Annotated in this window: 21 protein-coding genes; 5 read left to right on the plus strand and 16 right to left on the minus strand. The window is 47.9% G+C overall.

What is annotated here, in order from left to right; translation table 11 throughout:
* Positions 1-20: 20 nt before the first annotated feature.
* The 4 genes from BBD41_RS01000 to BBD41_RS01015 all read right to left on the minus strand — a co-directional run bounded on the left by BBD41_RS01000 (position 21) and on the right by BBD41_RS01015 (position 5,636).
* Positions 21-1,247, minus strand: a complete 1,227-nt coding sequence (locus tag BBD41_RS01000) for a S41 family peptidase (RefSeq protein WP_077566060.1) — start codon at positions 1,245-1,247, stop codon at positions 21-23.
* 116 nt (positions 1,248-1,363) lie between these two features.
* Positions 1,364-2,149 (minus strand): stalk domain-containing protein, encoded by a 786-nt coding sequence (locus BBD41_RS01005; protein WP_077566058.1) that lies wholly within the window; start codon positions 2,147-2,149, stop codon positions 1,364-1,366.
* 296 nt (positions 2,150-2,445) lie between these two features.
* The gene (locus BBD41_RS01010; RefSeq protein ID WP_099476416.1) at positions 2,446-3,879 is read right to left on the minus strand and encodes a response regulator transcription factor; all 1,434 of its coding nucleotides are present in this window, start codon (positions 3,877-3,879) and stop codon (positions 2,446-2,448) included.
* Positions 3,876-5,636 carry a sensor histidine kinase gene (locus BBD41_RS01015; protein ID WP_237086987.1) on the minus strand — a complete coding sequence of 587 codons (1,761 nt, stop codon included), beginning with the start codon at positions 5,634-5,636 and terminating at the stop codon, positions 3,876-3,878. Before BBD41_RS01015 ends, BBD41_RS01010 begins: the two co-directional genes overlap by 4 nt.
* A 352-nt stretch (positions 5,637-5,988) precedes the next feature.
* Here BBD41_RS01015 and BBD41_RS01020 point away from each other — a divergent pair, with 352 nt between their 5' ends.
* The 3 genes from BBD41_RS01020 to BBD41_RS01030 all read left to right on the plus strand — a co-directional run bounded on the left by BBD41_RS01020 (position 5,989) and on the right by BBD41_RS01030 (position 9,628).
* Complete coding sequence (locus BBD41_RS01020; RefSeq protein WP_099476417.1) at positions 5,989-7,689, plus strand: extracellular solute-binding protein; 1,701 nt, start codon at positions 5,989-5,991, stop codon at positions 7,687-7,689.
* Between the two features lie 96 nt (positions 7,690-7,785).
* Entirely contained in the window at positions 7,786-8,676 is an 891-nt protein-coding gene (locus BBD41_RS01025; RefSeq protein WP_099476418.1) for an ABC transporter permease, read from the plus strand.
* A 61-nt stretch (positions 8,677-8,737) separates the two neighbouring features.
* Entirely contained in the window at positions 8,738-9,628 is an 891-nt protein-coding gene (locus BBD41_RS01030) for a carbohydrate ABC transporter permease (protein WP_077566051.1), read from the plus strand.
* A 241-nt stretch (positions 9,629-9,869) separates the two neighbouring features.
* On the opposite strand, the gene BBD41_RS01035 is transcribed toward BBD41_RS01030, so the two are convergent.
* Entirely contained in the window at positions 9,870-12,698 is a 2,829-nt protein-coding gene (locus BBD41_RS01035) for a ligand-binding sensor domain-containing protein (protein ID WP_099476419.1), read from the minus strand.
* A gap of 280 nt (positions 12,699-12,978) precedes the next feature.
* On the opposite strand from BBD41_RS01035, the gene BBD41_RS01040 reads away from it, so the two are divergent.
* Positions 12,979-13,812 (plus strand): polysaccharide deacetylase family protein, encoded by an 834-nt coding sequence (locus BBD41_RS01040; RefSeq protein ID WP_099476420.1) that lies wholly within the window; start codon positions 12,979-12,981, stop codon positions 13,810-13,812.
* A 177-nt stretch (positions 13,813-13,989) separates the two neighbouring features.
* Here BBD41_RS01040 and BBD41_RS01045 read toward each other — a convergent pair whose 3' ends face one another.
* The 7 genes from BBD41_RS01045 to BBD41_RS01075 all read right to left on the minus strand — a co-directional run bounded on the left by BBD41_RS01045 (position 13,990) and on the right by BBD41_RS01075 (position 20,583).
* Entirely contained in the window at positions 13,990-14,868 is an 879-nt protein-coding gene (locus tag BBD41_RS01045) for an AraC family transcriptional regulator (RefSeq protein ID WP_099476421.1), read from the minus strand.
* Positions 14,869-15,047: 179 nt separating this feature from the next.
* Positions 15,048-15,500: a hypothetical protein gene (locus BBD41_RS01050; RefSeq protein WP_077566045.1), complete on the minus strand. Its 453-nt coding sequence runs from the start codon at positions 15,498-15,500 to the stop codon at positions 15,048-15,050.
* 140 nt (positions 15,501-15,640) lie between these two features.
* Positions 15,641-16,165: an SAM-dependent methyltransferase gene (locus tag BBD41_RS01055; RefSeq protein WP_077566043.1), complete on the minus strand. Its 525-nt coding sequence runs from the start codon at positions 16,163-16,165 to the stop codon at positions 15,641-15,643.
* A gap of 40 nt (positions 16,166-16,205) precedes the next feature.
* Complete coding sequence (locus BBD41_RS01060; RefSeq protein ID WP_077566041.1) at positions 16,206-17,423, minus strand: MFS transporter; 1,218 nt, start codon at positions 17,421-17,423, stop codon at positions 16,206-16,208.
* Positions 17,424-17,447: 24 nt separating this feature from the next.
* Positions 17,448-18,473 carry an ROK family transcriptional regulator gene (locus BBD41_RS01065; RefSeq protein WP_099476422.1) on the minus strand — a complete coding sequence of 342 codons (1,026 nt, stop codon included), beginning with the start codon at positions 18,471-18,473 and terminating at the stop codon, positions 17,448-17,450.
* Between the two features lie 208 nt (positions 18,474-18,681).
* On the minus strand, positions 18,682-19,266 hold the full coding sequence (locus BBD41_RS01070; protein WP_077566039.1) for a hypothetical protein: 585 nt from the start codon (positions 19,264-19,266) through the stop codon (positions 18,682-18,684).
* Positions 19,267-19,359: 93 nt separating this feature from the next.
* Positions 19,360-20,583: an FAD-dependent oxidoreductase gene (locus BBD41_RS01075; RefSeq protein ID WP_077566037.1), complete on the minus strand. Its 1,224-nt coding sequence runs from the start codon at positions 20,581-20,583 to the stop codon at positions 19,360-19,362.
* A 213-nt stretch (positions 20,584-20,796) separates the two neighbouring features.
* Between BBD41_RS01075 and BBD41_RS01080 the strand changes: the two genes are divergently transcribed.
* Positions 20,797-21,267 (plus strand): MarR family winged helix-turn-helix transcriptional regulator, encoded by a 471-nt coding sequence (locus tag BBD41_RS01080; protein WP_077566035.1) that lies wholly within the window; start codon positions 20,797-20,799, stop codon positions 21,265-21,267.
* 199 nt (positions 21,268-21,466) lie between these two features.
* On the opposite strand, the gene BBD41_RS01085 is transcribed toward BBD41_RS01080, so the two are convergent.
* The 4 genes from BBD41_RS01085 to rpe all read right to left on the minus strand — a co-directional run bounded on the left by BBD41_RS01085 (position 21,467) and on the right by rpe (position 24,635).
* Positions 21,467-21,940 (minus strand): small multi-drug export protein, encoded by a 474-nt coding sequence (locus BBD41_RS01085; RefSeq protein ID WP_157929249.1) that lies wholly within the window; start codon positions 21,938-21,940, stop codon positions 21,467-21,469.
* A gap of 34 nt (positions 21,941-21,974) precedes the next feature.
* Positions 21,975-22,706: a MerR family transcriptional regulator gene (locus BBD41_RS01090; protein ID WP_077566031.1), complete on the minus strand. Its 732-nt coding sequence runs from the start codon at positions 22,704-22,706 to the stop codon at positions 21,975-21,977.
* A gap of 317 nt (positions 22,707-23,023) precedes the next feature.
* Entirely contained in the window at positions 23,024-23,947 is a 924-nt protein-coding gene (locus BBD41_RS01095) for a ribokinase (RefSeq protein WP_099476423.1), read from the minus strand.
* A 28-nt stretch (positions 23,948-23,975) separates the two neighbouring features.
* Positions 23,976-24,635 carry a ribulose-phosphate 3-epimerase gene (gene rpe, locus BBD41_RS01100; RefSeq protein ID WP_099476424.1) on the minus strand — a complete coding sequence of 220 codons (660 nt, stop codon included), beginning with the start codon at positions 24,633-24,635 and terminating at the stop codon, positions 23,976-23,978.
* Positions 24,636-24,638 lie beyond the last annotated feature (3 nt).

A 24,638-nucleotide genomic window follows, 5' to 3' on the forward strand; every position in this document is an offset into this window, starting at 1 on the left:
CAAATCCGTCACATCCTCTACTAGATATCCCTTTGAGCTAGCTCAAGCGCTGTCTCAAGGACAATGTCCCGTTTCTGGTATAGGTATTCTCTTCGATTAGATACCTCGACATCGGGGGTTATGCCAACGCCTTCAAACGAATCACCGTTTGGGAAGAATGTGCGGATCGCACCAACCATCACCGTAATGCTGCCATCGTCGAAGCTTTTTATGAAAGGCTGGCCGGTAGAACCGAAGGTCCGCTCTCCAATGATGGTCGCACGACCGTTATCGATGAATGGCATGGTGAAGTCCTCAGCGGCCGAGCCGGTAAAGCGATCGACTAAGATGAATAGCTTTCCGGAGTAACTATTTTCATGCGAAGACGTAACATAATCCGATCTATATACGGCATACCGATAGTCCATTTCGAACTGAATGTCTGCATTCGGATGCCTTCTTCTTAAGAATTCAGGATGACGTGCTTGTTCGTTCCACCAGCGAAAGGGCTCATTCATGAGCGCATTGATCAATTGATCAGGAGTAGTACCGCCTCCATTCCCTCGTACATCGATGATAAGGCAAGGAGCGTTATGAAATGCTTCGAGAAGCTCTAAAGCTCTCGCCTCATATTTGGGCTGATTGAAGCTTGGGATATGTATATATGCCACTTCATTAAGAGCTATCCATCCTCCGGTGGTTTCCTCAAGAAGTTGAGCTTCAAAATCTACGGGCCGCCGCTGAATATGTATAGTTTTAGCACTCCCTTGCTCATCCTCGATTAGAACCTCAACTTCATTCTCTTTGTAAAGATGAGAGAAATAATAAGGAAACCGACCGATCATCGAACGCCAATCCGTAATCCCTGTGATTCGGCTCAATTCATACAACCAATCCCTTATTGGCCTACCTGCTATAGTCTTCAATTCGTCACCGGGCTGCATTAAACCTGAGCCGTCTTCTGCCACCACCCAAGCCCCGACCAGCTCAGTCAATGAAAGATGAACCATGCCTCCAAAGGGAAAAGGCGCTGCCCGATCATAATAATTCGAATGCCCATTGCGAAGTCTGCCGAAAAACTCCCACATCACGAACTGGAAATCAACACGGTTATCCGCGGATGCCGCTTTCCTGAAAAATTCGTCGGCTAGATCACTAAGCTCATCCGGATCTATTAACGCATTCTCCCAGTGTGCAAATGCTTTTTCCGTAAGTCTTATGGCTTCCGATAAAATAAATAGCCGCTGTTCTAATGATAGCTCTTTCAAAAGGCAACACTCCTCAAGGTCAAAAGTAGGTTCGTATATGCTTCATCTCCTTATATTACCGTATTTTTTGTAACGACATCTTAATTCTTGTGGCCATAATCCTGCTCTCGTCCGTATTATGGCTCAATAATTTGTCTGCCCACGTTCACATCGTCTACCTTCCATTGGTTATCAATAAATTTATAGAATACATAACGATCAACGAGTTCAAGATTGACAGGACCGCTGTCAAAGTAAGCCGATTGGTGCATTCTCGCCGCTGTCGTGCCGCTGTAGGTAATATCGGCCATTCTTGTTAGTATGGCGTTATTTTTAATGCCATTACTGTGAATAATCTTGTTTATAAATGAGTCCGTGAAATAAGGTCTGAAATGTGTTCGGATTTGCGAATAGCTTGAGAGATCGGTGGCTTCATTTATCTTTTCATTAAGTACGTTTATTCGCTCTTGACTCATTCTCCACGTCTTCTGCGGCTCTGTATGGATAAAGACCTGCTGAAGGCCGATCGTAATGGTTGCTTTTCGTTCTTGCTCGGACCACAGCGCTGTTCCGCCAAAAGCTTCAGCAAAAACACGTGCGGGTACATAAGTTGTTCCATTTTCGATTGTAGCCGGCACATCAAGGCTGAAAGCGGCGTTATTTAATAAAGCTGTTCGAGCATTCACACGCAGCAATAGCTCTCGTTTGCCACGTATTATCGTAATGCTTTTTTTTGCCTGGTTCCAAGCTACTTCTGAATCGAATCTCTCTGAAACAGCTCGTAATGGAATCAGCATGCGTCCATTTTCGATTTTTCCATTGTCAACCGTATTCGAAACATTATTGGCGAAGCTTATCGCTGGATTATCGATCAGTAAGGTAGACAGTAAAGAGAGAGTTAGTGCGATTATTGTTTTTTTCATAGATGATTCCTCCCACGGTTCGATTATATCCTTGACCCTAACTCGATAAAATCTTATTCATTTTGTTGCGATCCCTTCTTCTACTGGTGTCGAATGGTAATTACGCTTATAACTGATAAAGAGTTGTGGTCCAATTTTTTAATTCCGCCAAAAGATCTCGGGAACTTCGCACTTCTTATTGTGTAATTAGGCTGAAGAGTTGTAATTAACAAAAATAAGCCACCTGGTTCCTTTCCAAGTGGCCCTATTAATTCCTGTTACATATTTGATTTTTTTTCGTTTTATTCCTTGGATAATCAGCCCCTTCCATTCGCCCTATACTGCTGTCTATACTCGCTCGGCAGCATACCTGTCTGCTCTCGAAAAGTTCTGCTGAAATATTTCTCATCCTCATACCCGGTTTGCTTGGCAATCCAGACAATTGGCCTGGATGTCTGCTCCAGATACTCCCGTGCTTTATCGATTCGAACCTTGCGCAGATATTCATTGAAGGAATAGCCTACGATTTCTTTGAAACATTGATAGAAGTAGCTTCGGCTCAGATTGACCCGCTTCGCGACATCAATAGCGAATAACGGTAACTCAAGTTCGTCGTGCACGATCTTGACCGCGGTCATAATGCTGCCGCTCACTTCCGGGCTCAGCTGTAAGCTGCCTGAGCGGGTTAACCAATGTTCCCTGAATTGCTTCAGCCAGTCCTCAACCTCCCGCCAGCACGTAAATATGTCAGGCATCTTGATCTCATCAGGTTGTATCGTTCTATATAGCCGGTTCCAGTCAACCATACATCCGTAGATCCATTGCATTAGCTTGGTGACAGGGATTCGCAGTTCTTTTAATCGGCTACAAAGTTTTTCAAAGGCCACATCGTCATGGACCCATGTGAAGGCATGCAGTAATTCCTTCACAGTGTCCGACTCTTCTTCTCCCGGTTCAGGATGCTCCACCAGCAGCTCCATGACAGACTTCTCAATCGGATAAGGCTCATGGCCGTCGCAATCGTAGAAAAAATCTCTTCTCCTGTAGGCTCGTATGCGTTGAAGCAGTTCGGAAGGAGATAAACCGGCAGTATGCCGCAGCCGTACCAAGCGCCATCCGGTGCTGCCCATTCCGTTTGGAAGGGGCGGCAACGCGTTTTCTTCGTAATGGCCTTGAGGCTGAACCTCCTTGGCAAGATCGGTCAACCACATCAGAATAGAGCCTTCCGTTTCGGCTATCCAGCCCAAGGATACGCAATCCGCAACCATTCTGCTCGTTAATAGCTCATCCGGATACGTCAAAAGCGCATAGGCCGTTTCGCTAGAACAAGCTTCTACGATCGATTCCGCTTCGTTCTTGTGTTTCTGCTTCTCTGCCACAATGCGCGAGTGAATGCGCTGAAACACTTCTTCGAACTGTTCTTTCTCAAGCTCTACCTTGGCAATGTAATCAATGGCACCCAAGCGCAGCGCTTCCTGGATGTATTCAAAATCCTGATGAAGCGTCAGCACGGCGATCGCGATATTCGGATATAACTTGCGTACAACCCGAATTAATTCAATGCCCGACATCACGGGCATGGCCAGATCGGTCATTAACAGATCTACCCGATTCGTTTTCAGAAAATCAAGCGCCTTCTCCCCGTTCGCAGCTTCGCCTACAACTCTCATGCCGAACGATTCCCAAGGCAGAAAGGACATCAGTCCCTTACGTACAAGCTTGTCGTCGTCTACGATGAGAACATGGATCATTTCGTCGAATTCCCCTCTCCGATTTGTATCGAAATGATGATGCGGGTACCTTTGCCAAGCTCGCTGGTTACCGTAAGACTCGCTTTCCCTTCGTAATGAAATGCTAACATTCGTTTGACATAATTCAGTCCGATTCCCATTCCCACTCGATGGTGCTCGGTCTGTTCCTGCTCAAGCAAGGCCTCAATCGTTTCCTCAGAGATCCCCCCACCGTTATCCCGAATTTCGATCTCTAGTCTGTCATTCTTTCTAACCACCACCTCGATTCTGCCGTTGTCATCCAGCCCGTGATAGAGCGAATTCTCAACCAACGGCTGCAGAATGAATCTGGGAACCGTCACTTCGAGCAATGCGTCGTCCACGTGAATTTTGACATCAAACTGAAAATTGTATCGAATTTGCTGGAGCGTGAGATATTGCTTCAGTGAATCAATCTCATCCCTGATCGTCGCGACACTGTTGCCTTTGCGGAGATTGTAGTAAAGCAGTTTGTTCAACGAAGTGACCAGCCTGTCGATCTCCTCTTGACCGTTCATAACGGCAAGCCAGTGAGCGGTATCCAGCGTATTCATCAGAAAATGCGGATTGATCTGATACTGCAGCTTCTCGATCTCCAGATCCGCTCTGCGCTTCTCTTTGGCCTTGATTTCAGAATACAGCTGCGTAATCTGAACCTTCATATGTTGAAATTGGTTTAACAGCATCTCAAATTCCGGGATGCTCGATTGCGTGGCAGCCGCATTAAAATTGCTGCTAGCAATCGATTTGATCTCCTTATGGAAGCGGGACAGCGGCCGGTACACCATTTTCCATAGAAGCCAGCCAATCGTCAGACTGACTACGGCGAACAGCAGCGCCAGCCCCAGCATCTGCATTATCCAGCGGTTCTTCTCGCGGTTGTAGTCGGATTTCGCAATAAGCGAAACCACGCTCCAGCCCTGATTGCTGACTTGTCGGTACCAATAATAGTCGGATGTAATACCTGTTACCAGGGATGGCGATAGTGTATCCGTAAAAAATGAATTTTCAGGAAAGATATCCTGAAGTTCGCTGTAAGAAATTCTTCCGTTGTTGTCCAGGATTAAATGATTGGTATGCTTGCTGACTTCATCCAAATCAAGAATGCTCTGCGTCAGCTTGAAGCCGGACTCAATGTAGACATAGGCATCCTCCCTCTCCGGCAAATCCACCTTTCGCAACGCGGAAAGCACATATTGATTGTTGAAACGGTCTTGACTGATATGCGGTCCAAAATAGGTGATGCCATAATACTCTGCGAGGATTGGAAGGTTCTCGATATGGAATGGCTGCTTCATGCCGGTATTCTCAAAAAGAGTCGTCTGATCGTCGCGCAAATAATACAGCGTTAACCCCACATTGGGATTGGTGAACGTGATGAGATTCAGCTGACTTTTGATCTCGTCCGTCAGATAACTCCGGTCATATGGCTGCTTCGCCATCAAAAACTTTTCAAGCTGCCTACCGACATTCCCCTTAAAGGTCAGTTGCTGGGAAACGTGATTCAAATTGTTCAGCGTGTTCTCAAGCGACAATCTGACCTGCTTTAAATTGCTTTGAATGCCGGATTGCAGCTTCGTATTCAGAATGGATGTAATGGTGTTGTATGAAAGATAGCAGGTGCAGATGAAAGGGATCAATGTTGCTGCGGCAAACAGTAAAAGAATTCTATTTTTCAAGGTCAATCGCTTCAGGCGGGACTTCCAATCCATCTCCGGTTTCAACGCTTGCATCCCCATCGAATATCGACACCTCCTCTCTTTGGATGGTACGGACTTTGACGTGCATAAACAGAAACAGGTGGAAAAATCTTTCTAGAATATAACACAAATAAAAATGATTATTGAGCAAAGATTTCAATAAATCAGGTATCTGATCTGTTATCTTTTCAATGAAAAAAATTGCGGTTAGACAAATGTCTGCTCCTAAGTGGGTGAAATGTCCAACCACTTGGAACAGTCATAAATTTTTGTACAAATGACCCCCTGATTTAGAAACCACCTTCTATCCTTGAAGGCGGTTTCATTGTGTTACAGTTAAATGGTCCATTAGGATAGTTATTCCATTCAATCTGGTAGAAGGGGTGTAATTATGAAGAACAAGTCAAAACCGTTAGCGCTTTTGCTGGCCTGCTTTCTCGTTCTGGGTGCTTGCAGCAATACAACCAATAACACGCCGGCTGCACCGGAGAAAAGCGCGGAGTCAAGCGAACCCGCTGATCCATTCGGCCGCTACGAAGAGCCTGTCCAGATCAGCATCAGCATTGAAATCGATCCAACCGATAATGAATTGCCGCCTGGCGACACGCCGCTGGACAATCAATACACTCGTCAGATTAAGGAAGCGCTTAACGTGGACGTCGACCATCAATTTGCTGCCTCCGGCCAGAATCTTCGTCAGAGAATCAGTCTCGCGATTGCAAGTAACGATTTGCCGGATGCTATGGTCGTTAATGCCGTTGAGCTGCGCCAATTGGTTGAAGCCGACCAGATTGCCGATTTAACGGAGGTGTATGAGCAATATGCATCCCCGGATATAAAAACCATCATTGAAAATACCAACGGCGCTGCCTTGGATGCAGTAACCTTCGATGGCAAAATCATGGCCCTTCCGGGTGTGCAAGCCAATGCCGATGGCATTCACCTCTTGTGGATCCGACAAGACTGGCTGGATAAGCTGAATCTTGAACCGCCAACGACGATGGCAGAACTTGAGGACGTCGCCCGCGCTTTCGTCGAAGATGATCCGGATGGTAACGGTAAGCGCGATACGATTGGGATTACCGGACCGGAGAGTGGCGGTAAGCTGTATGCCAATTTCCTGGAGTCGAAGAACAATTTGTACGGCTTTGACCCCATTTTCTCCGCGCATGACGCGTTCCCTGGATACTGGCTCGAGGGCGAGGATGGCAGCCCTGTGTACGGGTCAATCCTGCCGGAAACTCGCGAGGCGTTAGCTAGTTTGAGAGATTTGTATTCCAAGGGACTAATTGACCCAGAGATGGGTGTTCGTAACAAAGCGGATGAGCCCATTATCGCCGGAAAATCCGGAATGTTCTTTGCGCCTTGGTGGATGGCTTACGGCCCGCTAACCAATGCCGTAAAAAATGATCCCGAAGCCAACTGGCAAGCTTACGCCCTGCCTTTGAATCAGAATGGCGAATTTAAACCACATGCTGCTACACCATCAACTGAGTTTGTGGTGGTTCGGAAAAATTACGAGCATCCGGAAGTCCCTATGAAGTTACTGAACAATTTGTTTAAAAACGAGCAAGAGAACACCTTTGACCCGAGCAAAGGCGGTCCAGGTTACTATCCGCTCCGCGTCGTATACGCTCCATCCGATGAAATTGAATTTACGGTCAAAGCCCTGCGTGATGTGCTGGCAGGCAATAAAACCGCAGAGGATTTTGCGAATGACAAAGCCTACAAACTGCTGCCTTCGGACATCGCAAGCATCAAGACGATCAAAAATGAGCCTTATGATTCGATGGATATAGCAACATGGAACCCCGAAGCCAACTGGGGAGCATGGACTCGGGCGTACTCCATCATGGTGGGCGGCAGGCCGCTGGTTGATACCGAGTTTGAGGAGGTGTCCAGTCTTCTGTATGAGCAAACGCCACTAATGGAGAGCCGTTGGGTGAATCTGCGCAAGTTAGAGGATGAGACCTTCCTGCGCATCATCATGGGCGCAGCTCCACTGGAGACATTCGACTCCTTCGTCGAGAACTGGAAACGTCAAGGCGGCGACCAGATTACCCAGGAGGTTAAGGAAGCGATTGCGCAGTGATGTTAAGGCATACAACGAACCACATAGCCAGAGCTCCAGGCACCTGTCAGGAGCTCTGGAACGCTCGATATAGGATTCGGGGAAAGGAGTGCTGTCATGCGTATGAAAGGCTTCGCCAAACATTATTATCTGATGCTGATCCCTGGATTTCTATGGCTGTTCGTCTTCAGCATCGTTCCAATGTTCGGCATCATCATTTCGTTCCAATATTTTAATCCAGGCAAAGGAATACTTGGCTCGGATTGGGCGGGGCTTGAACACTTCAAGTATATGTTTTTGCTGAAGGATACACAGGAAGTCTTCAGCAATACGCTAGTCATCGCGTCCATGAAGATTGTCGCCAATCTAATTGCGCCTCTGCTGTTTGCACTCATGCTCAATGAGCTGCGCCTGATGATTCTCAGACGCTGGATTCAGACCATTGTCTATCTGCCTCACTTTTTATCCTGGGTTATTCTGGGGGGCATTGTACTTGATCTGTTCTCCTATAACGGACCCGTTAATCAACTGGCTGCTTTGTTCGGACTCCAGCCCAAGCTGTTCTTTGCCGATGCCCAGCTGTTTCCGTTTCTCGTAGTCGGCAGCGACGTCTGGAAGGAATTCGGTTTCGGTACCATTATCTATCTTGCCGCCCTTACTGGGATCAACCCGGCACTGTACGAAGCCGCGAACATTGATGGCGCAGGACGCTGGAGAAGTCTCTGGCATATCACGCTGCCCGGGATCCGCACGACAGCCGTATTGCTTACGGTACTTAGCCTGGGGAATGTGCTTAATGCAGGCTTCGACCAGATCTTCAATCTGTACAACCCGCTCGTCTATTCTACTGGTGATATTATTGACACCTGGGTCTATCGTACAGGTTTGCTCAACCTGCAATATGAGCTTGCGACCGCCGTCGGCCTGCTGAAGTCCGTTGTGGGCTTCCTGCTGATATCCGTCTCGTATTATCTGGCTTACCGTTTTGTAAACTATCGCATATTCTAAGGATTCATCCTGATGCAAAGCTATAAACATCCCATTCCAACTAGAGTAGGAGGTGCTGACCGTGGTCAGAGATCAGACGTTCGGCAACCGTGTGACGGATATTATACTGATTGTAGTCCTGATAGGCATAACTTTGTCATGCATCCTGCCGATCTGGTACACGCTCTCCCTTTCGCTTAGCTCCAACTCTGCCGCTGCGGCCGGTAAAGTCTGGCTATGGCCTGTCGATTTCAATCTTAACGCATATACCCAGATTCTCAATGACAATCAGTTCTTCCGGTCGTTCTGGATCTCGACCCAGCGAGTGCTGCTGGGGGTGATGCTCAACTTTATCATGGTTGTGCTCATGTCTTACCCGCTCTCGCGGACAGCGAAAGAGCTCAAGGGGCGCAATGTGTTCATGTGGATTCTCATTTTCACGATGTTGTTCAACGGCGGCCTGATCCCCTTGTATCTGACGGTCAAAGAGCTCAACATGCTGAACAGCATCTGGGCACTTGTCCTGGTCGGCGGTGCGCAGACCCTCGTCTTCAACGTCATCCTCACGATGAACTTCTTCCGCAACCTGCCCAAGGAGCTGGATGAAGCCGCCCTTGTCGACGGCGCGGGACCATGGTACATCCTGTTCAAGATCTACATCCCGCTGGCCGTGCCGGTGCTGGCGACCGTCTCGCTGTTCAGTATCGTGTATCACTGGAATGAATTTTTGTACGGTCTGATCTTCATGTCCCGTGAACAATTCTATCCGCTCCAGACGTATATCCAGCAGCTTGTCGTCTCGGTCGACCCATCGACGATGTCCGAGGACCAGTACCGCCGCTTGTCGGAGCTGTCCAACCGGACACTCGATGCCGCCAAGATCTTCATCGCGATGCTGCCCGTCCTCATCGTCTATCCGTTCCTCCAGCGCTTCTTCATTCACGGGATTACGCTGGGTTCGGTTAAAGAGTAGCTCACCCGCCCAGGACAACAGGGTTTAGAGATACACGTTTATAGTAAAGCATACTGAAAATAGGGGCCGTCTCACATGATCTTAGATCTTGAGAAACGGCTCTTTTTTGCTGTTTTGTGATACGTCGAGAGTCATACACATCATGGGATGATTGATAGCCAAAGAACTTCGTCGTTAACGATCCATACAACCGCAGGACTGCAATTGCACATCAAGAGCGGAGCTGTATGTCTTAACGATTTTAAAAAGGCCCGGTTATTTTAACCTGAATCTTGTTGGATTCAACGGTTACGCCATTCAGCGTAATTCGGATCGACAACTCCGCTTGACCCGGATGCTTGGCGATGATGGTTCCGTCAGGACTGATTTCCGCCTTATCCGGTCGACTGCTTAAGTACTCTATGCTGGCGCCGGATAGTTCCTTCGTCGTTCTTCCCTTCTCAAGGAAGACTTTGTAGGAATAATGGACTTCATCACCCGGACGCAGCCGGAGCGACTCGGCCTCCAGCTGCACTTTGTCTAACTGTACGACCAAATTAGGGTCGCTATACTTCATCAGCTCGCTGCCGTATTTGAAATACAAGTTGCCAAAGTCGTCCTGTGCAAGCTTCTCCGCATTGCTTTCCAACAAGATGGAAAGTGCTTTGCTCGACGCGTCGATCTTAAACAGCTTGCTCGTATACGTATGGTCGGCAACATATCCCGTAAAAATAGTGCCGTATACATTGCCGTCGGTTCCAACGGTCAGACGGGGATTGCTGTGTGCATAATCCGCGGCAGGAAACAGATCATCGCTGTAAACAACCTCTTGGAGCTCCGGATCATAGATGAATAGAGCCCCCAGCGCCATTCCCCAAATGTTACCATCCGGGCCCCAAATCAAGGACGTTACTGCTTTTTTGCCCGGAACAGGTACCTGTTCCTGTTCTACCCGGCCGGATGCGGTGTCGTAAATGGCAAGTTTCCCCTCACCGCCCGTCATCGCACCGGTGCCCATGAAGAGCTTTCCGTTATTGTAAAGCAGCGAATTGATCGAATGGCCGTTAATGATGTCCCGCTTCACATCAAACGTTCCGGTAGCGGGATTATACACGGTTAGAGCCCCTCCGGTCTTGCCTGCGATGGGATAAGAACCGATGTATAACAGGTTTTCTTCCTCGACCCCGAGCATTGCCACGGGCCGGTCTTGCTCCGAACCCAGCTGAGCAAGCCGGAGCGGATTATTCGGTTCCGAAGGGTCCGTCCGGTTCCATGGTTTGGCTGGATCGTATTCAAAGATGGTCGCTCTAGGATAGACGCCAAAATACATTTTTCCGTTTAAGGAGCCGAATCCCTCGACCTGGCCGATCTGAGGATAATGCTTGGTTTCGTTACGGGTCGGGGAGTAGATTCCCATTCCCCCGCCTGAGATGAAGCCGGAAGACAAGATCTGCCCGTCGATGCTCTTCCCGATGTTAAACAATTCTACGAATTGGGGCGGGAACGGGAGCTCCGGCGTCTCAATCTGGCCGGTTTCCAGATGGTAATAAAATGCCCTGCCGCTGTTTCCGGCCAATCCGACCAATGTCCAGCCTGGATACTTTGCCTGATCGAGCTGTACATAACCAAAAGCGACGCCTGCTCCTTTGACATCCACGCCCAGCGAGCCGTAAGCTCCCGTATTCACGTCATATGAATAAAGCGACCATTGCTGCGCGCCTCCTGGCAGAGTCTCATAATAAGTATAGAATACCGTTTTGCCGTCAGGCGCTAGCGGTGAGAATCCCCTGGCGTTATAGGCCGTATTGTTATTGACGATCCAGCTGGCGGTATCGGGATCATAGACGAACATAACGGGGCCCGGATCCACGCGCACGAATAATTTGCCCCCTGCATACCGGAGATCATAAACCGAAGTCATGCCCTTAAATTCAGGCGGATGAAGGGCAGTGGATGTTCCGCTTGCGAGATCGTATTGATAAAGCTTGGCAGCATCGGAGCCTCCTACATAGATCACTTGGCGATCGGGATCGTAAGCAAGACTGCGGATATGCGACTCTTTCGATGAAGACTTGAAGGATTTGAGGATTCGGGTCCGGTCTGAAGCGGGATCATATTCAAACAGCGTTTGGGAATAACCCGTTCCTCCGTACACTTTGCCATCTTCCCCGGCAACAAGCGTCCAGATAACGGTATCGGTAGGTACCGGTTTGCCGATCGCCCGCATTGTATCCTGAGCCGGATCATATTGAAACAATGTCCCGTTCGGCGTACTGCCGATGTATACTTTTCCGTCAGAAGCTGTCACAATCGCCCAAGCTGCCGAAACGTTGCTGCCGTCAAGCGCTACGAGCGGATGGGTGGCCTTCACTTCTCTTGAAGCAACATCCATTACGATGAATTGTGCCGGATCACCCTGTGCAACCGTAAACAAAGCATCCCGACCATTCCTGTCTTTGCCGAACGCTGCGGTCATCAAGGTTAGACTTGACGACTGCGGTCCCAAATTCGTTAAGTACGGGGAGGCCGCATGCGTTTGCAATGTGACGCTGTCAACGAAGTACCGGCCGGTTAAATCGCCACTAAAATCAAAGGCGACTTTAACCTCCGCTGCATGTTTAGGTGCAGCGGCCGCTACTCGTAAACGGTGCCATTGATCGGAGGGTCCACCGACCAGGCTGCTGACTACGGAAACTAGCTTACCGTCTGCATCATAAAATCTGAGATCGGCCTTGCCTCCTTTGCCTTCCTCCGAAAGCACGCTTGCCGTCATGACGACATTGCCGAATGGCTCGATTGCGTACGCATCGCTCACAGCTCCGGAGCCAGCAGCTGGCAGCTGGCGCTCCACTTGAAGACTTCGTTCCCCGTCGGCATATACGGTCTCACTGACGGTAAGGGCTGCTGCATCTACATCAGGCTGCCAACCCGGCATGCGCCCATCCTGTTCAAGATCCTCAAAGCTGCCGTTGATGATGATGTTGCTCGCATCTTTATCGGCTGCATACGTGATCGGCATGGCCCACTCGAAACTTGCAAGCATCATGATAACCGTTACAGCTGCGGCAATCCGGCTCCACTTGCTTCTCACTAAACTCTCTCCTTTGCGATTGGATTTTTCCTAGCACTGAGTAAACGCTTTCAAGACGCTATCATCTTATCACATCTCTTTGTTTGTATACAAGTAAAATACATGTAAACGAATTAAAACAGTGCTTTCTGCGCATAAAAAAACAGCCTGAAATCCGAGAAGGAATAGGCTGTGTAGATGAAGTTGAACAAGGCTCGTGACTATAGTTTCATTCTGATTGAATAACAAGTTAAAAGCCCGGGGAATATTAGGAGCAAAATATACCTGAGGAGATTGAATTATGAACATTCGGTGGTTTCTGCCGCTATTGATATTCCTAATATGCTGTAGCTGCAGCAACCGGGCGCAATCGGTCCCCCAACCGCGTCAAAATACGGTGGTCCACAACCTGACACAATCATCCGATACCCCCAATTTATTAGATGGTTCTGAGCAGGCGGTCCGTACCACGAAACCCATGTCTCTCGCGGACTTAAGGGCTAAGTACCAAAGCACATTCTGGCTTCATGGTCCGTCTTCCAAGCGCGAGGTCGCTTTAACTTTTGATGATGCGCCTGACGATGTATATACTCCACAGATTTTGGATGCTTTAAAACGGGAAGGAGTACGGGCAACTTTCTTCGTTGTTGGCAATCGGATGGAGGCTCACCCTGAAATCGTCCAGCGTATGGTTGAAGAAGGTCACATTTTAGGAAACCATTCGTATAATCATGCGAATTTGCCTAAATTAAGTGATGAAAATTTCCGGAATCAAATTAACAGGACAGACGAATTGATTCAATCGTTTACGGGCTATCGGCCAACCTTCGTTCGGCCCCCCTACGGAAACATCAATGAACCACAAATTCAATGGCTGGCTAGCCAACATAAAATCATCGTGAACTGGAATGTCGATTCGTTGGACTGGAAAGGCTTGAACGCAGAGCAAGTCAAAAGCAACATTTTGGTACACACCATGCCAGGATCCATTATTTTGCAGCATGCTGCCGGCGGAGTCGGCGAGGATTTATCGGGTACGGTTCAAGCGTTGCCGGACATCATCCACAGCCTCCGGAACCAAAACATTAAGTTGGTTACCATACCGGAACTGCTCGATGAATCGATTCGCCGCTAATTTGGTTATAAAAAAGCACTGACGAGCTTAACAGCTCGTCAGTGTTTTTTTTATGATATTCCGTTTCTAAGAACTAGAATTGGCAATAAGCATCGTGGTGAAGGAACTTATCGGTCGTAGTTATATCTGTCCATTCCGGGCTATGGAGCCTATGATTTCGAAGCAAATGGTTCTGTTCTAACGAACTTTAACAACGGGAATCCATAACTCGACCTCAATTTCTTCCGTAAATACCTGCTTTTCTAAGCCTACTTCGATTTCAGGACCCACTTGGATCATCGGCCCCTCAGCTTGCTCATATCCCGAGGAAGGAAACCATTCGCCATAAATCCGGTGCCACTTTTCTTGTTCCCATGGAATTTTCACTTCAAAGATAGCCCAAGTCATTGCAGGCACGATAAAATGTGAGAAGTGTTCGGGACAAGATGCTGTTGATGCAACAGCCATATAATATTCAAAATCTTGCTTCCCAAACAGTCCTCCTTCTCCAAGATGTACATGCGATATTCCGTAAGGTGCTTGGTTATTTAACGATTTCAGCTTGGCATACCGTTCATGGTCTGTCGATCTCCAAACCTGCGCTACACCGGGATGTTCACCTGAAGCAATGGGTGTGACTCTGTTTCTTACCCCGATCACTTGAAAAGCGTCCCTTTGCTCGATTCTATACTTCATGGGCTCACTACCTCCTATGGATAATCGAAAGGTCATGGGAGGATATGCTTTTAAGGAATGCCCGGCATTTCTCGCCTCAGTCGGTGTAACTCCATGTAAAGCCTGGAAAGCGCGGGTGAATGCATCGCCCGATTGATAACCGTACTTTATGGCGGTGTCGATGACTTTGACTGAACTGTCCTGCAGATCAATCGCTGCAAGCGTAAGACGTCTGCGACGAATATATTCTTGCAGAGGAATACCTGCCAAGTATGAAAACATCCTTTTGAAGTGAAAAATGGAACAGCAGGCTCGTTTAGCGATCTCGCGTTCATCCATTTGGTACTCAAGATTCTGTTCGATATAGTCTAATGCTCCATTCAAATGTTCAAGCACATTCATCCATGACCCTCCTTTCCTCCATAGGATAACAGGGAATAATAGCAAACATCCGATATATCCCGTTCAACTTCTGCAGGGAGGCCGGGAACTAACTTATCTGCAGAGCAGTAATATCAATTATTTTACTTGACCAAATGGGGGTGTTTTCCATCAACGCATGCAGCCCCCTGTAGCCATAATTACTTAAACAGCCCCTCAAGGACACTCCGATCAAAATCGTTTGTGATTCTATAGGTCCAGTCATATCTTTTATGTCTCATCGTACTGTTGTAAATATGAATGTGGTCCGGGCTATAAAAGAATATACCGAACGTCCTGTAATTTGAAGTGTACAACCATATTTCATACTCGTCGTTATCATAATTCCAGCTATCGCTTTTTCGCAGCTTAATTTCGGAAAAGCTGTTCAGAATGCGATCGATCTCGTCTTGATCTGTAATTTTCAGCACTTGCTCTTCAGGACCAAACCGATTCTTACCGACATTCATCTCGATGACCTTCTCGGACTCCTTTAAATGATCGAGCAATAGCTCCTTGAACGAAGCTTTGGATTGATGCGCACCGTAAACCATCCCGCTAATGACAATCAGGGCGCAAAGTGTCAAAAAGACGTACCATGAGCGCTTGCTCACGGAGCATCTCCCCCTTTGTTTCATTTTACTGCATGGTTCGTGATTTTCTTTGGGTTTGCCAGAGACATTAAACAACCATTCAGCGCGGCCAATTTTATTGTAACATAAGGATATACAGGAAAATCCTGATTAATACTCTCCTATTTTTTAATCTTGCAAATGAAAAAAGGGTACTCGGGAAACTCTTCGTACACATTCTTTTGTTCGATCTGAAACGCAGTTCCCTTTATGTAAATTCCCAGCATTTCCAGGTAGGAGTATTTAAGGCTTGCCATAAACATAAGGTAGCCACCTTGCTTCAGTAAGCTGAAACAAGAATCCAAGCATCTATTGAAGTCACCGGTCTCATTGATTGCAGAATTGGAAGGATTGGGATGCCCTTCGCGATTTTGCCTATAAGCAAATATCGCACATATTTCTTGGTCGAGATCAATGCTGGTTAACGCTCCTTTTCCTTTAAGCCAGTAACCAAGGTAATCATCCCAATCTCCAGTACCAATTCCAACATTGCATACCTGAAGACCTTCAGTAAGTGTGAATGATCTTCGCACATATTCCCTTGTCGCCACTTCTGTATACAGACATGGTGGAGAAGAATTCCATTCGCCGGCTTCGGAACCTTTCAGCTCAAGATAATAACGAAATAGCTTTTCGTCCATGTTCATAATAACTCCTCCAGGTAGAATGCTTGGATACTAACCCCTCTCATAGCGGATGAATATCTGCCGAACGATCGTGTTGACGGTTCAATAGGACGTTCAACCGCTCCGAGAATAACATCATGGCTGCAGCCAAAATGGCGATATAGATCGGAAAGATTCCGATCGTCGCGAATCCTGCCAGCAGTCCCAGCAGCGGCGGCAGCAACGTGCTGCCTGTGTAGGCGACGGCCATCTGGTAACCCATGATCTTTCCGGCATGCTCTTGACCGAATCGAGCCGGCGTTTCATGCAGCATACATGGATAGATGGGCGCGAGTCCCAGTCCGATGATCAGCAATCCGGCCAGCGCACAACCGGTCGGAAGCGGCAGCAGCAGGAGCAACACCCCGGTAAGCGTCAGCAACTGACCGCCCCGAATAAGCAGCCGATTGCTTAACTTGAAGGTAATGAATCCGGTAATCAGCCTACCGATCGTAATGCCGGCAAAATAAATCGAACCCCACAGTGCGGCTTCATCAGCGGCAAGTCCCCGCTCTTTCACTAAGTAGCTGCTCCCCCATAAGCCCACTGTCATTTCAACCCCGCAATAGAACAAAAACGATCCCAACGCGAACTTAACGCCTTTCACCTTCAGCGGTTTGGACGCCGCCTCATTGTCCGTAAGAGAGGCTGAATCCGAATGCTCCGCGTCCGAACTCGTACTCCCCTTCCCGGACCGCGCCCTCCATAAAGGAAGCGTAAAGACCAGGACAATCACCAGCGCGAATTGAATGCCTGCCACGGCCAAATAGCCGTCTCTCCAGGATGCATTTCCCGATAAGAATGCGCCCATGATCATCGGACCGGCTGTCGCGCCGACACCCCAAAAACAATGCAGCCAGCTCATGTGATGGGCTTTGTAACGTGCTGCAACATAATGATTGAGCGCCGCATCGACGGCTCCTCCGCCAAGTCCGAGCGGAATGGCACAGACGATTAACCACACAACGGATGGAGCAAATGAAAATCCGATGAGTGCGCTGGCCGTCATCACACAGCTTGCAAGCGTCACGAGTCCCGTGCTGAAACGGCGAACGACGACTCCGCTTAACAGGCTTGATACGATCGTCCCGACCGTAACGGTCATAGACAGCAGTCCCGCCATCCCCAGCGGCGCGTTCAGATCCAACCGCATGACCGGCCATGACGCGCCGAGCATGGAATCCGGCAGCCCAAGGCTAATAAAAGCTAGATAAATAACTAGAAGCAATATGGTTCCCATTCTTGTACTCTCCCGTCTTCAAGTTCAATGTCCTGCAGAAATAAGCAGATTCAGCCCCAGTCTTTTTAAGCCGTTCAAATAGTCTTCCTGCCAATCGCTGGGCACAAGCTTCGGCAGATGCTCCTTTGATATATATGAAGCGCTTCGTGCCGAGATAGCGGAAAGAAGGCGTTCGCTTACTTCATCCCGGCTAAAAATGACCGCATTCGGGTTCAGAATCGCCGTAAATGAAGCAATCAGACGACTCACGGCATCAATCCCGCCAGCCTCGTTAATGGTTCCGGTCTGACCTTCGGCGTCTGTCATCGCTTGATAGAAATTCCGGTTGTCATACAGGGGAACGAATGAGACCTCGCCCGAGAAGGACGTGCTACCGCGAACGACGTTTCCGTTGACCAGGATCCCAGCTCCCGGCCCGTTCTGGCCGAAATAAAAATACACGAGCGAAGGGTTCTCGCGGTCATCCAGTTTGTCGTAATAGCCCAATACTGCTGCGTTCATATCGTTCTCCACAACGACAGGAAGCTCGAAGCGCGACTCGAAATGGTCTTTCAAATCAAAATCATGATATTTCTCATAACCCGGAATATAAATGATCCGCCCGTCATTAACCGACCCGGGGACGCCGAAAGCCAGCGAACCGATCCTAGGAAACCGATCGATCAAGGATTCGATTTGTTCTGTCAACATCTCAATGCCGTCAAGCAGAAATCCGGGGGACATTCCTTTCTCCTTCACCTCGCCTAAACTGTTATATATTGTGTATTGCGATTCCGTTCTTTCCAGAAATAAGGCGACGCCGAGCTGATAATCAGGATTATATGCATAACGCTGAGCTCTTCTTCCGCCGCTGGATTCATCGAGACCAAGCGTGATCAGTTCGCCTGCCTCCTCCATCTGGTTGACAAACTTGGTGATCGTCGGAAAGCTGATTCCGAGCTTTTCGCTCAGCTCGACCTTCGTTGCACTCCCGCATGACAAGAGCGTGGCACGAATGCCTTTGAGCATTTCCTTCCTCAGGTCCTTCGGTGTTGATATCTTTTCGCGCAAGGTTGGATCATCTCCATCTCCGACACTTTTTAAAATCGTTTAATAAGTATGCCTATCATAACATAGGCGTCGAGCAAGCGGAAGCCCTTAGAGGAGTAAATTATGCAAACGAGAGCAGTAAAGCCGCAAAATTGAACTGCACCTCTATTGTTAGACATACGTTATCCGCTGGAGATGCAGTTATTTGCGACTTTTTTCCAATAAGGGATCAAGCTTTTTTTCTTAACCACGCTTCGAATTGTTCCGGCGTCCGTACATCATCCTCTAAGACCGCTGTGTAAATATCATAGCTCTTAACCGCATTGCCGTATTCCTGGCGTGCAGCCCAGCGGCTTTTGATCTGAAGGATTGCGTGACGCAGCTCCGGTGTTAGACGATCAGGCATCGTGTTCACATGCTTGAGATCGGGCTGCAGATCCGGCTCATCGACAAACCAAAGGTCCATCGACCAATCCTTGCCTTTTGAAGAGGTATACTTTACCCCGAGATATAGACCATCGGGATAGCTTGGATCTGTCCTAAAATCGCCCGAATCATTCAGGAATCGAAGCTCTCGCACACCTTTACTCGTAATCAGCATCGAAGCAATTCGTGCAATTTCATCAACCTGGAGCCGGGAGCAAACCACGGTCATGTCAAGGTCTCTCCACACCATTAATCCGAGCGCGGAGCTGCCTACGCGAACGGGCTTTCCTGCTGTTGCAAGAAGCTCCTCCAGCTTCAATTCTTTCACGACCTCATCGGCCTCATGCTGAAGGGCATCCTGCTGATGTAATAATTGAATATCATTCATTCGCAATACCTCCATGCTATGCTAGCATACTTTCATTCAAGCAGGCATCACCCTCCTTCCGATTATACTCCAATACATCGTTCTATGTTTTGCTTATCCATCCTTATCGAGGGCCCCTGTAATTTGAGTTACATGCTCTTCCCAGTCTATGCGATAGTCGTACATCCAGCTATGCGAATCTTTATTGGCCGATTTCAAGAACAGGGGCATCATCGTGTCCCGAAAAAAGGCCTGTACCCGGTTCGCTGCATATTTACGCTGTCCTAAGGTGCGGGAGTACCGCACGATTCGCTCTACGCGTTCATGCCTGAGCGATCGGAATGTGGTGAAAGCCCGCTCCAGATCCTCGATATCCCGTATGCATTTCGTCAACATCATCGCATCCTCCAATGCCATCGAGGCGCCCTGCCCGGCATTCGGAGACGTCGCATGAACGGCATCCCCGATCAATACAGCGGGGCCATCGTGCCACGTCGGCTGCGGCGGTATATCGTAGATTGGAAACGCACCGATATCTCCCTGTGTTGATCGAATGATATCCAGTATCAGCGGATCATCGCCCTTATATAATTCTGCGGTTCGGCGGTTCCATTCCGCCTGGGAGATCGCTAACATGTCTTTGCGAGTCGGTATTCCTTTCACCTCCTCGTTTCCAAACCAGAATAGCTCTCCTGATGGCTGAACAATATATCCGAAAAAGGCTCGTTTGCCGAATACCATCTGTTGTACGCCCGGCACAAACGGCACTTTTACCCCTTTGGAGAACCCCCCGATGCTGATCAGGCCCGTAAATTGGGGCTGCGGCGCATCCGGCAGAAGGCATTTGCGCAGCGAGGAATGTATGCCGTCACAACCAACGACGAGTCTAGCGGCTTCCGTCCTACCGTTTTCAAACTCCAGCTCCGCTCCTTTGTTTCCGTTTTTCATTCGAACCAGCTTGGCTCCAAGCACAATCGGAATTTTCTGTCGGATGACTTCATCTCGCAGGACACGGTGGAGGTAGCCGCGCTTTACGGTATATCCTTGCGGCTCTCCCTCCATATGACCGACCTCACCGAGCGGCTTTCCCTTTCCGTTGCGAAACCTCATCACTCGCATTTCAAAGCCTTCGCTGCGAATCGGTTGATCAATGCCTAGTTCCTTCAGGACACGCAAGCCGTTGCGTCCAACGTTTAGAAATAAGCCTGCATAGTCGTCATGTGTCGTGGCTGCTTCATAGATGACTGGATCCCACCCGATTCGCTTGAGGAATAACGCCGCTGCCGGCCCTGCTATTCCGCATCCGATCACCGCTACCTTATTATTGTTCGTATCCATCTGGATTCCAGCTCCTTTATCTTAATTATTAAGATATTTGTTGATAAAAATCATTATGTTCATTTTACAATAATGAGGCGGTGCGGCATTTGGTCTCAAGACGGATAATTCACCTGGACTCTGGATGGAAATATTGGTGCCTTCGCCGCTTTTTCTGCGTAAGCAGCTGGTGTGGTATACTTCATGTATCGCTATGTTTAAAGGTGGTATCGTATGAAACCGACACACCAAGATCTGAAACTGTCGCTGATTGAGGCTTCCAAACAACTATCAACACAAACCGTCATGTTTCATCAAGCGGTCGCGGCGTATCTGGGTCTTAACATTACGGATCATAAATGTGTGGATTTCATCCTAAGCAAAGGAAGAGTCACAGCGGGACAGCTCGCCGAATGGACCGGCCTAACCACCGGGGCGATAACAAGCGTCCTTAACCGATTGGAGAAGGCAGGCTTCATCTGCAGGGCCAAAGATCCCGGCGATCTCAGGGTCGTCTATGCCGAGCCCGTCTATTCGCAATTGCATGCGATTAAAGAGGTTTTCGCTCCATTAAACGCTGCCATGCTGGACTTATATTCAAAGTACGACCAAGATCAGCTGGAGACCATACTCGATTACATCCTTCATTCCAATCAAATCCTGCGGAACCTCATCGAAGATCTTCGCAAGCCCGCGGCGGAGTGATATAACGGGCATGTTTTTAACTTACCGAAGGTCTCTATTCAGAACTCAACCCTGGATATCTGAAATACAAGATCCTATTAAGAGGAACAAACAGGATTCTGCAGAACCGTAAAAGGACGCATAGAAAAGAGGATATGTTCGCTGTAAAAAAGTCGCCATTAAGGCGACTTCTCTTCCAAATTTTTATCTCTCCCACTTATCAAACGAAGTACCCTCTCCCATAATATATCAACAGCCCCGATCCGACTGCCCACAAGAGGATGCTGACGGTTTGCCAGATGATAATATTCTTCTTATTTGCTGCTGCCATCGTACATATTAGTGCGCCTATATGGTTAGCTCCAATGATGGGCCCTGCAAGGGATAGTCCGGGCACACCAAATCGATTGAAATACAACCTGCCTTTTTGAAAGCGACGGTGAACAAAGCTATCGCCATTAGGATCGGTAAATTTGGATTTAATCCACGAAGAGAAAAGGATTACGAACATGACCGATAACCAGTTTCCTGCAACGGCCAGAAGTGCAATTGGCACGAATGGAAGCTTTAGCAGCACTCCAACCGGTACCGCCACATGAGCCTCAAGAAAAGGAATAAGCGAAATGATGAAAATCGATATAAATTGATAAAGAATCGGGATATGCTCAACTTTTTGCAAAATGTCTTGAATCAATGTACTTTCCCACCTTAAATATAAAATAGAAGGTTTACTTCAATTCTGCTAACTTACGCATAGCTTCTTTAATGAATGCTTTCTCCTCATCAGTAAACGGATCCAATATATTGGAGGTTTCGGTTTGATCGGGACCTTCTTCCTGTAGTTTAGCGATCTTGATCAGAGTTGCTTGATGAAGAAACACCAATCTTCTCATGCAATCCAGCGCCTCCTCCGTTTCAGGGCTTGTCTTTGACATAACCAAATGTCTGATGCTGGTAATTAAACCGTAGTATTCTCGGTCAAGCTCAAGACGCTCCGGTTCTCGAAAATTAAAGATAGAATGCTGTTCCCGATTCTTTTCATCCACATGCTCTTCTTCCCAGAGGATGGAATGTATAATAAAACAAAAGGATTTGATATCTACTGTTTCCTCGTTCGAAATAATCGCATCCATATGATTTAATTGATCAATCATCTCTTGTATTCTCTCTTGCTCCGCAAGGAGCTGTTTCCTTTTGAACTGGATTGAGCTCTTAATCTGCTCATGTTCAATGAGAGGATGCTGGAGTAAATCCCCGATGTCCTTCAACGAAAAACCAATAAATTTCAGTGCTTGAATCTGCTGGAGACGGACCAGGTCATCCACGCTGTACAGGCGGTGTCCTCCTTCCTTATAGTCGCTCGGCGTCAACAAGCCTATCTTGTCGTAGTATCTTAACGTTCTGATCGTTTCTCCAGTCCGGTTGGATATTTGTCCTATAGTCAACATTGGATTTAACATTCTAACGCCTCATTTCAATTTTGTCCTTTAGTCTTAATATAAGAGATTGCCAAATAAACAGTGGGCTTCATCAAGTGAGATACAAAACATAGCATACAATATGATCGGATTTTCGATCATCAAGACTGCACTAAACCTTTTCTTTTCTAGATGTAATTTCAATCACGTCACCTTTCATTTCAAATGTCTTGAATCATATCTTAAAAGGTGACGCGAGTAGAGGTTCAAGCCTTTTTTTTAAAAGGCCATATAAAAAAAGACAGCCGATCATACGATCGCCTGTCTCCAAAGTGTATGAGAAGTTATCTCCATATCTATTAGCAAGTAGAACGATAAGACAATACCTCTTGTAAGGATGGGATGGCATCCTGACCGCCGGATCGGGAAACCTTGATGCCTGCCGCTACACTGGCAAATTTCACGGCTTCAACCAGGTCGTTCGTTTCAAGCAGCGAACTGGCAAGTGCTCCCGCAAAGCAATCTCCGGCTCCAACCGTGTCAACGGCTTGGACTTTGATGGCTTCAATATAGGTAGGCGTGTCATTATGGTAGACGAGGCTGCCGTTTTCCGCCATTTTCACGACAGATTGAGGGATGCCCATCTCCTTGAGCTTAATCGCAGCCTGCAGCGCAGTTTCTCGATCGACCACATCGATGCCGGTAATGGCTTTGGTCTCTTGTTTATTCGGTAAAATGAGGTCTGCATATTGAAAAGCTTCCTCGAATATTCCGTCAGCCGGCGCCGGGTCCAAAATGACGAACATCTTTCTTTTGCGGGCTTCTTGCATCGCGGCCAGAATGGATTCCTTACTGGTTTCCATTTGGACCAGCAGAATCTTGGCATCGAGCTGATCAAAAATCTGCTCAATATCTTTTCGTAAAATGTGGTCGTTCGCCCCTTTGGTCCCCACCATCGTATTCTCGCCGCGCACATCAATCATCGCAACAAATGTCCCCGTGCCGCTTGTTTCCACTTCGAGAACATGACTGACATCTACACTCTTGACTTCCAGGTTTCTCAGCAGCTGACTGCCTGCGCTGTCTTTGCCGACTGCGCCGATCAAAGCCGTTTTTTTATTCAACTGAGCAGCCGTCACCGCCTGATTCGCGCCCTTTCCCCCCGGCGTCATATTGATCGAGTTACAAAACACGGTATCCCCATAGGCAGGATATCGGTCCGTATTCACGATAACGTCCATATTGATGCTGCCCACAACCAAAATATCGTAGTTCTTCTTCATGGTGATTTCCCCTATCTCGGATTTTCGTTTAGTTAAAAAGCTTGCGTGTATTTGCGACATTATCCTGAATGGAGCCGGCATCATTGAATACGGCACTTGTACCGAGCACATACATGGAAGCGCCAGCCTCCCTGCATTTCGGAATCGTTCCGGCGCCGATATTGCCATCGACTTGAATTGCGATTTCCATGCCCGTGCTTTGAATGAATGCATGAAGCTCAGCGATTTTGTCATACATCGCGGGTATAAACTTTTGTCCTGCAAATCCGGGATTCACGGTCATCAGAACTACGTAATCGGTTACGTTATAGACATACTTAAGAAAATCGAGCGAGGTTGCAGGATTTATTGCCACCCCTGCCCGAATTCCCAAGCTTTTGATTTTGGTTAAAGAGCTTTGCAGATGTGCGGTCGCTTCTTCATGAATGGAGATCATGTCGGCTCCGCAATCGGCGAATAACTCGATATAATTCTCCGGTTTGTTAACCATCAAGTGAATATCGAGCGGCTTATCCGTTAATTTGCGGACCGTCCGGACAAAGTCGGGGCCGAGCGTGAAGTTCGGGACAAAGTTCCCGTCCATAATATCGATATGGTAAAAATCGACGCCCGCCTTGTCCAGCTCCGAAATCTGGGACTCCAGGTTTCCAAGATCCGCACACATTAATGATGGACCTAATTTATACATGGT

The organism is Paenibacillus ihbetae (assembly GCF_002741055.1).
Lineage (GTDB): Bacteria > Bacillota > Bacilli > Paenibacillales > Paenibacillaceae > Paenibacillus_AQ > Paenibacillus_AQ ihbetae.

Coding starts and splice junctions, on each gene's coding strand:
- BBD41_RS01005 (WP_077566058.1), bottom strand. CDS start 2,149: ATGAAAAAAACAATAATCGCACTAACTCTCTCTTTACTGTCTACCTTA.
- BBD41_RS01010 (WP_099476416.1), bottom strand. CDS start 3,879: ATGATCCATGTTCTCATCGTAGACGACGACAAGCTTGTACGTAAGGGA.
- BBD41_RS01015 (WP_237086987.1), bottom strand. CDS start 5,636: ATGGGGATGCAAGCGTTGAAACCGGAGATGGATTGGAAGTCCCGCCTG.
- BBD41_RS01020 (WP_099476417.1), top strand. CDS start 5,989: ATGAAGAACAAGTCAAAACCGTTAGCGCTTTTGCTGGCCTGCTTTCTC.
- BBD41_RS01025 (WP_099476418.1), top strand. CDS start 7,786: ATGCGTATGAAAGGCTTCGCCAAACATTATTATCTGATGCTGATCCCT.
- BBD41_RS01040 (WP_099476420.1), top strand. CDS start 12,979: ATGAACATTCGGTGGTTTCTGCCGCTATTGATATTCCTAATATGCTGT.
- BBD41_RS01045 (WP_099476421.1), bottom strand. CDS start 14,868: ATGAATGTGCTTGAACATTTGAATGGAGCATTAGACTATATCGAACAG.
- BBD41_RS01055 (WP_077566043.1), bottom strand. CDS start 16,165: ATGAACATGGACGAAAAGCTATTTCGTTATTATCTTGAGCTGAAAGGT.
- BBD41_RS01060 (WP_077566041.1), bottom strand. CDS start 17,423: ATGGGAACCATATTGCTTCTAGTTATTTATCTAGCTTTTATTAGCCTT.
- BBD41_RS01070 (WP_077566039.1), bottom strand. CDS start 19,266: ATGAATGATATTCAATTATTACATCAGCAGGATGCCCTTCAGCATGAG.
- BBD41_RS01075 (WP_077566037.1), bottom strand. CDS start 20,583: ATGGATACGAACAATAATAAGGTAGCGGTGATCGGATGCGGAATAGCA.
- BBD41_RS01080 (WP_077566035.1), top strand. CDS start 20,797: ATGAAACCGACACACCAAGATCTGAAACTGTCGCTGATTGAGGCTTCC.
- BBD41_RS01090 (WP_077566031.1), bottom strand. CDS start 22,706: ATGTTAAATCCAATGTTGACTATAGGACAAATATCCAACCGGACTGGA.
- BBD41_RS01095 (WP_099476423.1), bottom strand. CDS start 23,947: ATGAAGAAGAACTACGATATTTTGGTTGTGGGCAGCATCAATATGGAC.
- rpe (WP_099476424.1), bottom strand. CDS start 24,635: ATGTATAAATTAGGTCCATCATTAATGTGTGCGGATCTTGGAAACCTG.